Source organism: Emticicia aquatica, assembly GCF_923079645.1.
In the GTDB taxonomy this organism is placed as follows: Bacteria; Bacteroidota; Bacteroidia; order Cytophagales; family Spirosomataceae; genus Emticicia; species Emticicia aquatica.
Genome location: NZ_CAKLPY010000001.1, coordinates 1,614,264 through 1,626,749, shown reverse-complemented (window position 1 = coordinate 1,626,749; position 12,486 = coordinate 1,614,264). Strand labels below are relative to the sequence as shown.

The window sequence follows — 12,486 nt, the reverse complement described above, 5'->3', positions numbered from 1 at the left end:
CGAAAAAGGGTTACATAAATTATTTATGTAACCCTTTTTCGATGAAATTTAACTAAATTATTTGCCAGAGATACCGTATTTATCTACATACTTTTTGTACAAACGTTTTTGTTTGTCATCCAAATTGATTTTTTTACCTCTAATAAAAGCATATTCAACTTTATTGGTTCTCATGTCCAAAATATCACCTTCAGAAACTGCAATAGTGGCTTGTTTTCCTACTTCAAGTGTACCTACTAGGTTATCGATACCCAAAATTTTGGCATTGTTAAGCGTAATCATTTTTAAGGCATCTTCTTTTTCCATACCAAAAGCAGCTGATGTACCTGCAACAAATGGTAAATTACGGGTTTTGTAAAATTCTTCGGTATAAAACATTCCTGTAAGAACACCCGCTTTCATTAATCGTGCTGGAAGTTTATAAGGATTCCAAACATCTTCATCAGGTGTGTTTGGTAAACGATGCGTTGGCGAAACAATTACAGGAATATTGTTTGTTTTCAAAAAATCTAGAGCTAAATCTGCTTCTTCACCACCAACAATTACAATGCTTTTTACTTTATATTGTTGAGCTAACTTACTTGCTTCGATGATTTCCTTACCATAATTAGTTCTAATAAATAGTTTTTTTGAACCATCAAATAAGCCTTTCATTGCTTCCAATTTAGCATTTTTAGGATTTGGATTGGTTATTTCTGCATAAGCTAACGCATCAGCAAGAAAATTTTGGAGTGCATTCTTTTGCTCAATATATTTATCATTTTTCTTTACAACAAAACGACTTTCTTCTGGACTGAATTGTCGAGCAATCAATGTTGGATAATTTAGCCAAATTCCATCATCTTTTTTCAAAACAGCATCTTCCCAGTTCCAACCATCATACTCCATGATTGAAGATGTACCAGAAATAATGCTCCCTTCTGGTGTTGTTTGACCAATCAAAACTCCATTTCCACGAACAGTAGGAATGATTTCTGAATCGGTATTATGTGCAATTAGCGAACGAATATTTGGGTTAAATTGACCATTTTCAGCTTGGTCGAATGTAGAGCGAACAGAACCAATTTCTACAAGACCAATCAAGGCCGCAGGAGCAATAATTCCAGGATAAACCGATTTTCCTTGAACATTTATTACCTCTGTTGAGTTTTTATCAACAGTTGTCGAAGCATCGCCAATAGCAGTAATAATGCCTTTGTCGAATATTATCGTTCCATTTTGAATGATTTTTCCATCACCAACATGAATAGTTCCTCCAACTAAAGCGATGGGTTTAGATTGAGCAGCTGCTGGAGCGGGGTTTTGGGCAAAGACACTTAAATTTAAAAGTAGTAAGCTTAGAAGTGATAATCGTTTTTTCATTAGGCAGGTTTTAGTTTGATGAACAAATTTTGTGAAAAATATGCTTAATTCCAAATATTTAATTCAAATCTGTGTGCCATTTTACCCTTATTTAGATTGAACTAAGTATTTTAACACAGTTTTTATTGATGAATTTTTAGAATATGAATATAAAATGTAAATTGCTAAATTATTTTGCTGAGGCTCTTACTACTATACTTGTGAATTATAAACAAACCACCAATTATTGATATGAAAAGTTTTAAGTGTATTATCATTGAAGATGATATAATTGAACAAATGTTTATCGAACAAAACCTCAAGCACTTACCTCATATTGAATTAATTCAAATTTTCTCAAAACCTCTGGATGCTCTTCCGTTGATTCAATCAGGAACGATAGATTTTATGTTTGTTGATATCGAATTACCCAATATTAATGGTATTGAGTTTATTAAATCTCTTAAAAACCCTCCTAAAGTTATCTTTACAACGTCTCATGTCGGATTTGCAGTTGAAGCTTTTGATATTGGAGTGATTGATTTTCTTGTGAAACCCTATCCATTAGGAAGATTTTTGAAAGCTGTTGGTAGAGCTATTGATAGTGGAAATCCTAATGAAAGTAATGAAGAATTAAATATCTATTTGAAGGCAGGACGTGAATTAATAAAATTTAGTATTAATGACATCGTTTACATAGAAGCCTATGGTTCTTTTACTAAAGTACATACTGACGAAAAAATTGTTGTAATTAGTGAGTCAATTTCAAATTTACAAGATAAAATTGCTGAACAAAATATGCTCAGGGTGCATAAATCCTATCTTGTTTCAAAATCACGGATTACCGCAATTGCTGCAAAATACATTTTGATTGATAAAATCAAGATTCCATTGGGAAACTACTACAGAGAAAATGTCGAGAAAACCATTCAGAATGACTTATAATTTTCTTTATTAATTGCTCATTTGAATTATTAAAATTTAGAAAAAATAAATGGAAATTGAATAACTTATTATAAATTGTAATAGTAAGTTATACGATAGTTGGCATTTTTTTGATAAAATGATTCATTACTAACCAAAACCTCAATGTTTTTATCAACATTTAAAAAAGTTTTCAGTTGCCTAATCATTGTATTTTGGTGTGGATATGCTTATGCCCAAAATATTCCTTTATTAAAGAAACAAATATTACATGCTAAGACTGATTCATTAAAAACTCAATTATACCTTGAATTAGGGAAACAATATGAAAACGTTAATATAGATTCATGTTTTTATTACCTAAATCAGTCATTACAATTGGCTCAAAGTAAAAACTATGCCTTTGAAACGGCTCAAGCAATGCACCAAATCGGTTACACATATTTGTATTTTCCTAGAGGTGAATCGAAAGCTTTGGATGAAACAAAAGCATTAAAATGGCTAAATAGAGGTGTTGAAGTTGCTAAAAAAAATAATGATTTCCTGAATTTAGCAAGATGTTATCAATTAATTGGAATTATTGCTGAACATCAAAAGACTGCAAATCCTGATGATATTTATAAATTAGCAATTGAAAATGCCAAAAAATCAAAAAACTGGAAAGTAATTGCCGATACTTATGATATAATGTCTGGTAGTTACATTCGGAATCAAGACTATAAGAAAGCAGAAGCTTCAATACTCAATGCAATGGCTGCCTGTCAAAAATATGATTTCGAGCATTGGTTTTCTTTTGGATTGGACTATTGTGAGATTCTTGAACTTCAGGGGAAAAAGAAAATTGTACAATCATTTTCTCGGAAACTCTATGATGTTAAAAATAAAAGAAAAAAAAGCAAGAGCTATTTCATTAATATGATTGACTCAGCAAGATTAGAAAATTATGTACAACATTACAGCGTTGCAGAAAGTATTTTTCTAAAAATGATAAAGTTAGAAAAGCTTAAACTTAAGCCTGATTCGCTGCATTTGTATATAGCCTATCGAAGTATTTTACCGGTTTATCTCAATCAAAATGCCTATAAAAAAGCATATTTTGCTAGTAAAGAAATTTCTGAACTCCGTTTGTGGCTTGAACAAAAAAGACAAACAAACGATAGTAAGTTTCAAATACTCCAACTGAAAACAGAATTAGATTTAGAAAAAAAAGAAATTAAAATTACCTTATTAGAAGTTCAAAAAAGACAGCAATTAATTTTGCTCATTGCTGCAATTGTTGTAGTTGTCTTGCTTATCAGTTTTTTGATTATACTCCAAAGAAATAAGAAACGAATAGAAATTCAAAAACAGGAACTGGGAAAATTAAATTCAACAAAAGATAAATTATTCAGCATTATCGCACACGATTTGAAGAATCCAATTGTTTCTATAAAACGCTTGCTACAATTGTTTGAAAATAAAGCTTTGACGTCCGAAAGCTTTGTTGAATTATCTAAAACACTTCAACAAAATGTAGATAATATTTATACTTTACTAGAAAATTTGCTTTTATGGTCACTTTCACAAATGAATGGACTTAAACCAAATTTCAAAACCGTTGAAGTAAAAGATTTGATTGATGATATTTTGGATATTTTTATTGAACTAGCCAAACAAAAGCAAATTCTTTTAGAAAGCGATTTGCCACAAAATATGTTAATTTATGTCGATGAAAATCATATCCAAACAATCATCCGAAATTTATTAAATAATGCAATTAAATTTACACCACGATTTGGTAAGATTTCTATTAGTGCGTTGATTGAAGATAAACTTGTTAAAATTATTATTGAAGATTCGGGGATTGGTATTACATCTGCCGAATTAACAACTATTTTCACAAATCCAAAATTAAACCGCGGTACAGAAGGTGAGAAAGGAACTGGTCTTGGATTATCCTTGTGCAAAGATTTGATTGAGCAGAATAATGGTGAAATATTAGCTAAAAGTGGAAATGGAACTATATTTGAATTAATTTTCCCGATTGCAGAATGATTGTTTTCATTCAATAAAAAAAGCACTAAACAGCTTACTTTTAATGAATAAGCATGTTTGTGCTTTTATTTGGATTACGATTTTAATTTTATAGAAAAAACTAAAGTGATTTAGTAAGTTCCTTGAAAGCAGCAGAAGGTAAAAAGGAAGGAATGTAATATTCTTCAATTGAAATAGTTTTTTTCTTATGAATTAACTGAGTTTTTTTTGCAGAACGTTTTTTTACAGTAAATGAACCAAATCCTTTGAAAGTTACTTTATTACCCGCAGTGGCTTCTTGTTTGATTAATTCAAATAATGTTTCAATAGTAGCCGAAACTTCATCAATTTTAAGATGAGTGTCTGCCGATATTTTATTAAACAATTCAGACTTAGTCATGTACTTATCAATTTACTTTTAAAAGTATTTAGTTTAACAATCACAAAATTCGATTAAAAAATATTTTTTTAAAAACGAACAATCAAACAATAAATTTAGCAAATGAAATACATTTCTAATGGATAAAACTTAGTTTTAATGTTACAAAATAATTAAATGCTAAGAAAATTTTTTATAAAATGAGTAAGTTATATACAAATTTAGCCAATGTTTATCATGAAATTTATCAAACACTTTTTAATTATGATGAGGAGTTTGAATTTTATGATGAACATCTTAAAGCTAACAAAATTGAATCTATCATTGAAATTGGTTGTGGAACTGGGAATTTGGCAAAGCGATTAATTACTGCAAACTATCAATATCTTGGGCTAGATTTATTTCAAGAAATGATTGATATTGCTAGACAAAATGCTCCAAAAGCTCAGTTTGTTAATGGAGATATTAGGAGTTTTAAGCAAACGAAAAAATTTGATTGTGCAATCATTACTGGTAGAAGTATTAGTTATTTGACTGAAAATAAAGGGCTTATTGATGGTTTGAAAAACATAAATCAATTATTGAATATTGGTGGATTACTGATGTTTGATGCAATCGATGCTTCAAAATTATTTTTGACTTTTGAGAATGAAAAAGTTGATGAACTTATGGCAAGTTTTAAAGATAATCATTACAAAAGAATAAGCAATAATAGAATTAATCTACAAAATGGTTGGACTTGGGATTGGACTTCCGTTTATTTCAAGAAAAATATTGATGGTTTTTTTGAAGAAATAGGTAATGATTTTTCAACATTAAGGGCATTTACACAAGATGAATTAACTTTATTTTTGAATTTGACAGGTTTTGAGTTAATAGATATTTTACCAAAAAAATCGTATGCTTGGGATGATAATTTTTTTATTGCTCGAAAGATTAAATAATTTATGATAATTAGAAAATTTGAATATAGCCGTGATGCTGCGGAAGTTTGGGAAATACTTAAACTTGTTATTAATGAAGGCGATACTTTGGTATTTAACCCAAATTCAAGCCAGGAACAAATGTTAAACTATTGGTCTGCAGATGATAAATATGCTTTTGTTTGTGAAAATGATGGAGAAGTTGTTGGCACTTTTTATATCAAACAAAATCAACCAGATTTAGGCTCTCATGTTGCAAATGCAGGATATTTGGTTCATCCAAGACATCGAGGAAAAGGAATTGCTGAACAAATGTGCCGTTTTTCTTTGATAGAAGCTAAAAAAATAGGTTTCAAAGCAATGCAATTTAATATCGTAATTAGTACGAATGAAGTGGCAATTCGTGTTTGGCAAAAATGTGGATTTGAAATTATAGGGCGTTTACCAAAAGCATTTCAACATCAAAAACTTGGATTAGTTGATGCTTTCGTTATGTATCAATGGTTGGATTAATAATTATTTTATAAAAAAATGCTCCGAAAATTACATTTCGGAGCATTTTTAGTTTCAATAAGTTATTTTAGAATCTTAAATTTAAGTTTGCAGCAAATGTAGTTCCTAATTGGCTAAAATGTGAGCCATCATAAGTTACATTTGAATAGCGACCATTAAATGTAATCAAATTGGTGTTGAAAAATACTTGTTTCGGGTCTTTCAAAATGGCTTCACCTGCAGCATTAAGAGCAACAAGATTCCATTTTGGCATAATATTGAATAAATTATTGATATTCAATCCCAAAGTTAAACTTTTACCTAATTGAAAATTAGCACCTAAATCTGTTACGATTTTAGGGTCAAATACAGTTTTCAAGTTTGCATTCAAACCATTTTGACGGAAAGTTGTCGGCCCAAATAAAGTATTATTAACATTGAAATTCATTTTACCAACTACATAATCAACACCTAAAATTGCTTTATACTTAGGACGAGAAGTTAATAATAATGCTTCTTGTGTAGCATCGATGATTGATTGTCCCGCGGCTTTAATTAATGAAGGTGTCAATGCTTCTCCAACTTTAGCGTTTTTCAAAGTATAGTTTCCTGCAAAATTGAAGGCTAACTTACCTTTACCTAACACGACATTTTTGTAATTAGCAACAAAGTCTAAACCTTGTGTTAGTGTATTGATACCATTTACAAAAAAGCTAACTGCGACAATTCCATTATCTTCCAAAATTTTATTTAACGCAGCTGCTTGAGCTCCACTTCCAGCAGCAATTTCTGAACTTAAGATAATTCTATTATCAACTTTAATGCTATAGAAATCTAACGTTGCACTAAAGTTTTTAGTAGGATTTAGGCCTAAACCAGCAGTAAAGTTAACAGAGTTTTCTGCTTTCAACTTTGGTACACCTAATAAGAATGCTTGCGGGCTATTATTATTTACAATACCTTTTGTTTGAATACCTTGTCCAGGAACAAAACTAGCTTGTGCTAATTGTAAATTACTTTGAGCCATTGATGGAGCTCTGAAGCCTGTTGAAATAGATGCACGAAGAGTAACTTTATCGTCAGCAAATTTGTAGCGAGAGCTAATTTTCCAAACAAATGCGTTTCCAAAATCACTATATTTTTCCAAACGAGCTGTTCCATCAATTAAGAAATCTTTGGTAATGTCGATACCTAAACCAACATAAGCACCAAAATTGTAGCGAGTTGATGTTTTTGCATTTGCTGCACTAATACCTGGGAATGAGTCTGCACCAGGAGCAGTTGCATAAGAAGCTGTATCTCCAGCAATGATAGTAAACTCTTCCGCTCTAAACTCAGAACCAACTGATAAATTTACTTTTTCACTCAATGCTTTAGAAAGGTCAATATTTCCAACCTTGTGACTAAATTCATAACCGCCTGGTTTAAATTGGATTGGGCTATTTTTACCTAATCCTCTATTTCTTGAATTGCTGACTGTATATAATTGTTTGTTTCCGCCTACGGTGAAGCTAACATCAGATTTCCAACCATTTTTTTCTGAGCGAACACCAATTGTTCCATTATAGTCATTCAAGTCGCCTTCAAATGTTGGTACATAGCCTAAATAAGGAGTACCTGCAGCATGTAGTAATCCATCATCAGATGTTCTCCAATATGGCGTACGATAGTTTGCAAAACTGTTTACTTTTTTGAAAACATAAGCACCTGTGTAATAAAGTTCTGAATTAGCACCAATTCCTACACCACCATTTACTGAAAATTTCGCTGCGGCTGTTTCTGGTGAGCCATTGATATTTCCTGCATCGGGTTTAAGTTTCAAGAAAGCCTGAACATCTGAAAGTGGGGCTCCAAACCCTAAATCTCCATCAGCTTCAGCTTCTGCACTTACTACACCAGGACGGTTAGCTAGGCCAACGTGAGATAAACCGACAGTATAATTGATATAGCCTTTTTCTCCAAAGTTTGCTCCATTGTTCAAGGTAATTCCTGCAACTCCACCATCACCTTTGTGTGTAACACCACTATTTAATGTGACAGAGCCATACTCAAATCTATCTTTCAAGATAATATTCATTACACCCGCAATTGCATCAGAGCCATATTGAGCTGATGCTCCATCACGTAAAATTTCAACTCTTTTGATTGCCTCAGTTGGTATTGCTGAAATATCAGCTCCACTTTCACCACGGCCTGGTGATGTTTGAATATAAGTCAAGGCACTTGAGTTTTTACGCTTTCCATTAATCAAAATCAATGTTCTGCTTGGTCCCATATTACGAATTTCATAAGGGTCAAGAAGCGACGTTGCATCATTAACAGGCGTTTGTACCGTGTTAAATGAAGGAACACGGTATTGCAAAGCTTTGTCGAATGTAGTTTGGCCAGTACTTTTTAAATCTGCCGTAGAGACAATGTCAATCGGAAGAGGAGTATCTGTCAAGGTTCTTTTTGAGTTACGGCTACCAACTGAGATGACTACTTCATCGAGTGAAGTTGCAGCATCTTTCAATATAATTGATAAGTCGCCTGAAGCTGGAACACTTACACTTTGAGTTTCGTAACCAATAGCTGAAATTTCAAGTGTAGCATTTTCAGCAACACCATCGAGTTTGAATTCACCAGCAGCACCAGTTGAAGTTCCTTTTGTAGTTCCTTTAATTTTTACACCAGCACCTGGTACACCTGAGCCTGTTGCATCTTTTACAGTTCCATTAACTGTACGGGATTGTGCTAGTAGGGTATTGCTAACAAATAACAAGCACACTAACACTGAGTAAGTGAAACGATTCATCATAGATTTTAAAGAATATTTGGTTTTTAATAATTATTAAACTGCTAAGTTATTGAGATTGTTTATGAAATTGCAAATTTTCGGAATAATATTTTAAGTATTCAATAAATAGCAAAATATAATTATGATAAAATGCTATTTTGCTTAAAAATGACAAACGATTAATGAAATTTTTTTAAAAAACATGTGCATGAATTGCTATTTTTTGAAAAAGTCACATACATAAATAAAATAGTATTATGAATGAAAATTCACAAAAAAAGGACTTGATTTATTCAAGTCCTTTTTTTGTTTCACCAATTAAATATTATTATTCAGTACCGCCAAATAAGTTTGCACCAAAAATTCGGCCTCCAGAAGCACATCTAGTACAATCTTCTGTTGCACCTAATTCTAAGAAAGTATCACAGTGAATATGTTGATTTCTTCTTGGTGTTGCTCTTTGGGTTGGATTACCAGATGACTTTTCAGCGAGCATTTTTAACATGATGCGATTACGTTCTTTTGCCAATGATTCTCTTGTTTGCTCATCTTTTTCAATATCGAAATAAACAGTTCCATCAATAATTGTTTTTTCTGGGCGAGCATAAATTGACAAAGGATTATTGTTCCAAAGTACAACATCTGCATCTTTTCCAACTTTAATACTTCCTAAACGATTATCCAAGTGAAGCATTTTTGCTGGATTCAACGTTACCATTTTCCAAGCTTCTTCTTCACTCATTCCTCCATAAAGAACTGTTTTGGCCGCTTCTTGATTTAAACGTCTAGCCATTTCTGCATCATCAGAGTTTATGGCAGTTGTAACACCCATTTTGGTTAATATGGCGGCATTATGAGGAATTGCATCTTTAACCTCCATTTTATAAGCCCACCAATCAGAAAACGAAGAAGCATTAACGCCATGAGCCTTCATTTTATCGGCTACTTTATAACCTTCCAAAATATGTGTAAAAGTATTAATATTGAAATTAAATGACTCGGCAACTTTCATTAACATATTAATTTCCGACTGCACGTATGAGTGGCAAGTAATAAATCTTTTCTTATTTAAAATTTCAACTAAGGCATCTAATTCAATCTCTTTTCTTGGAGGAGTAACGCCTGATTTGTTAGTAAGTGCATTATAATCTTTCCATGCTTTTTCATATTCTTTTGCTCGCTGAAAGGCATCTACATAAACTTGTTCAACTCCCATACGTGTTTGTGGGAATCGAGCTGATGGTGTTGGATTATTACCATTTTTAACATTTTCTCCCAAAGCAAATTTTATAAAACCATCAGCACCTTTGATTAGTAAATTGTTAGGATTTTCACCCCATTTTAATTTAATTAAAGCCGATTGACCACCAATACAATCTGCTGAACCATGTAATAATTGAGAAGAAGTAACTCCACCAGCTAATTGACGGTAAATATTAATATCTTCAGAATTAAGAGCATCTTCTTGACGAACTTCTGATGAAACAGTTTGTCCTTCATTGATTGAAAACAATGCAATGTGTGAATGTTCATCAAAAATACCATTTGTTAAATGTTTGCCAGTTCCATCAATTGTTTTTGCTCCTGTAGGAGCTACAAGATTTTTCCCAACTTGGGCAATCTTACCATTTTGCAACAAAATATCAGTATTTTCAATGATACCTTCTTTTTCGTTTGTCCAAACTGTTGCATTTTTAATCAACATTGTTTCCTGTTGTGGCTTTTGAGCATTCCCATAAGCCGTAAACGGAAAAATAAGTTGACCAACTTGTGGAGTTTTTGCTTTAGTAGTATCTTTTTTTGCAACATCGGCTTTTGCATCTTCTTTAAATAAGGCTTCCCATTTTACTTGTACACCATCACCCAAAATTGCATCACCTTTGAAGTTTTTGCCATCATAATAGCCAGTCAAGCGAGTTTCATTGGCATCTTTTTTATCTAATTTTGTCGTAATCGTGAATAAATCACTCAAGCGACTAACTTTAGGAGTTGTTTTAATAGTATCGTTGCTAATAAATTGATATTCAGGTTTGTCGATTTTTCCTGAAATATTTAATTTAAAATTGTTTTTTTCTCCAATATTCAAGGTATAATTTCCACGAATATCGGTCACATTCATATCATTCAAAATATAGCGTTTACCTTGAATCCAGTTTTCGTAAATGATATTATCTTTGCTGAAAAGGTTTTCTGACGTAATAATAAAGTTTGCAATCATACCTTTTTTCAAACTTCCTACCAAATTATCAACCTTAAGTAGCTTTGCTGGAGTTGAAGTAAGTGCTTCTAAAGCTTTATTTTCTGGTAAACCAAACTCAATAGCCTTTCGTAGATTTGTCCAAAAATCGCCTTTATTTTTAATGCTTGCTGTTGTAAGTGCAAAATTAATCCCCGCTTTTGCTAAAAAACTAGCATTTGCAGGAGCCATTTCCCAATGTTTCATTTCTGTTAAACTTACCATTGAAGCATCAAAAGGGTCTTCAACATCGTATGCAGCGGGGAAATTTAATGGAATAATTAATGAACTGTTTGTGGCTTTTATCTCATCAATTCTTTGGTATTCATCGCCAGCACCTTTTAAAATATATTGTATTCCAAATTCTTTTCCAATTTTATCTCCTCTCAAAACACCTAATTTATCGCTTGCTTCATAAATTTGAGGTAACGATTGCATTTCATTGAAAGCTTCCAAGGAAAGATTACGTTCCTGCATTTTTCCGCCTTTTTTGTACCATTCTGCATCGTAATAAGTTTGACGAAGCAAAGCAACTGCACCCATTAATGAAACTGGATATGATTGAGTTGAACTTCCTTTATCTAACGAATAATGAGCCGATACTTTGCCTTTCAATAATACATTGTTTTCTTTATCATCAGCATAAGAAACAAATGCAGAAGTCCCTCTAACAATGCCGTCAGCAATGTGAACGGCTGCACTACCAAATCCTATTTTACGCATTTCTTCAGCTTTTGCAGCATTTACTTTAAATTCAGCCGTAGCATCAACTTCAGGCTTTATTGCCTGATTCCAGTCATAAGCTCCTTTTTTATTGGTTTCGAGTTGAACAGCACCGCCAAAACCTCTCCCTCCTGCAGGACGAACTATTTCAGGTAATCCATAATCAGCGTAAATATCAATTAATGAGGGATAAATTCTTTTTCCCTTTAAGTCATATACGACAGTTCCAGATGGAACTTGGAGGTCTTTTCCAACAGATTCAATAATACCATTTTTGATATAAATCATGGCGTTATCTAAAACTGTTTGAGCATCAACTACAATCGTTGCATTTTTGAACGCATATTGTGACGGTCTTTCATCATAAACGCCATTTCTTTGAAAGGTAACTTGGCTAAAAGCTGATAAACTGAAAAGTAAAGTAATTAGGTAGATAAACGATTTTTTCATAGTATTTGGTTTGCGATGTTTGGTTATGCGAAGTTGAGAAAATTTGTATCAAGTTCAAAATTTCATATCTTAAATTATCCCGATTATTCTTGAAAAAAAGTTGTTTTTTTTCTTCTCTCAATCAAAAACAGGTATTTCTACCTGTTTTTGATGATGTTTAATAAATATTTTTGTGATGAATTAACAAAATTCGATTTACTCTCGTCAAACATTATAAAATGCTGTATTT

At 32.1% G+C, this 12,486-nt stretch carries 8 protein-coding genes; 4 read left to right on the top strand and 4 right to left on the bottom strand.

Annotated elements, in window-relative coordinates; genetic code table 11:
- Nucleotides 1–57 precede the first annotated feature (57 nt).
- Nucleotides 58–1,362 carry an amidohydrolase family protein gene (locus MJQ71_RS07005; protein ID WP_238805796.1) on the bottom strand — a complete coding sequence of 435 codons (1,305 nt, stop codon included), beginning with the start codon at nucleotides 1,360–1,362 and terminating at the stop codon, nucleotides 58–60.
- Nucleotides 1,363–1,593: 231 nt separating this feature from the next.
- On the opposite strand from MJQ71_RS07005, the gene MJQ71_RS07000 reads away from it, so the two are divergent.
- Together MJQ71_RS07000 and MJQ71_RS06995 are read left to right on the top strand one after the other, a co-directional pair.
- Nucleotides 1,594–2,286: a LytR/AlgR family response regulator transcription factor gene (locus MJQ71_RS07000; protein WP_238805793.1), complete on the top strand. Its 693-nt coding sequence runs from the start codon at nucleotides 1,594–1,596 to the stop codon at nucleotides 2,284–2,286.
- Nucleotides 2,287–2,430: 144 nt separating this feature from the next.
- Nucleotides 2,431–4,299 (top strand): sensor histidine kinase, encoded by a 1,869-nt coding sequence (locus MJQ71_RS06995; RefSeq protein WP_238805792.1) that lies wholly within the window; start codon nucleotides 2,431–2,433, stop codon nucleotides 4,297–4,299.
- A 100-nt stretch (nucleotides 4,300–4,399) separates the two neighbouring features.
- On the opposite strand, the gene MJQ71_RS06990 is transcribed toward MJQ71_RS06995, so the two are convergent.
- Nucleotides 4,400–4,678, bottom strand: a complete 279-nt coding sequence (locus MJQ71_RS06990) for an HU family DNA-binding protein (RefSeq protein WP_238805791.1) — start codon at nucleotides 4,676–4,678, stop codon at nucleotides 4,400–4,402.
- A gap of 179 nt (nucleotides 4,679–4,857) precedes the next feature.
- On the opposite strand from MJQ71_RS06990, the gene MJQ71_RS06985 reads away from it, so the two are divergent.
- Together MJQ71_RS06985 and MJQ71_RS06980 are read left to right on the top strand one after the other, a co-directional pair.
- Complete coding sequence (locus MJQ71_RS06985; RefSeq protein WP_238805790.1) at nucleotides 4,858–5,601, top strand: class I SAM-dependent DNA methyltransferase; 744 nt, start codon at nucleotides 4,858–4,860, stop codon at nucleotides 5,599–5,601.
- Nucleotides 5,602–5,604: 3 nt separating this feature from the next.
- Complete coding sequence (locus MJQ71_RS06980) at nucleotides 5,605–6,093, top strand: GNAT family N-acetyltransferase (RefSeq protein ID WP_238805789.1); 489 nt, start codon at nucleotides 5,605–5,607, stop codon at nucleotides 6,091–6,093.
- 67 nt (nucleotides 6,094–6,160) lie between these two features.
- On the opposite strand, the gene MJQ71_RS06975 is transcribed toward MJQ71_RS06980, so the two are convergent.
- Together MJQ71_RS06975 and MJQ71_RS06960 are read right to left on the bottom strand one after the other, a co-directional pair.
- Complete coding sequence (locus MJQ71_RS06975) at nucleotides 6,161–8,869, bottom strand: TonB-dependent receptor (protein ID WP_290370164.1); 2,709 nt, start codon at nucleotides 8,867–8,869, stop codon at nucleotides 6,161–6,163.
- 307 nt (nucleotides 8,870–9,176) lie between these two features.
- Entirely contained in the window at nucleotides 9,177–12,257 is a 3,081-nt protein-coding gene (locus MJQ71_RS06960) for an amidohydrolase family protein (RefSeq protein ID WP_238805788.1), read from the bottom strand.
- Nucleotides 12,258–12,486 lie beyond the last annotated feature (229 nt).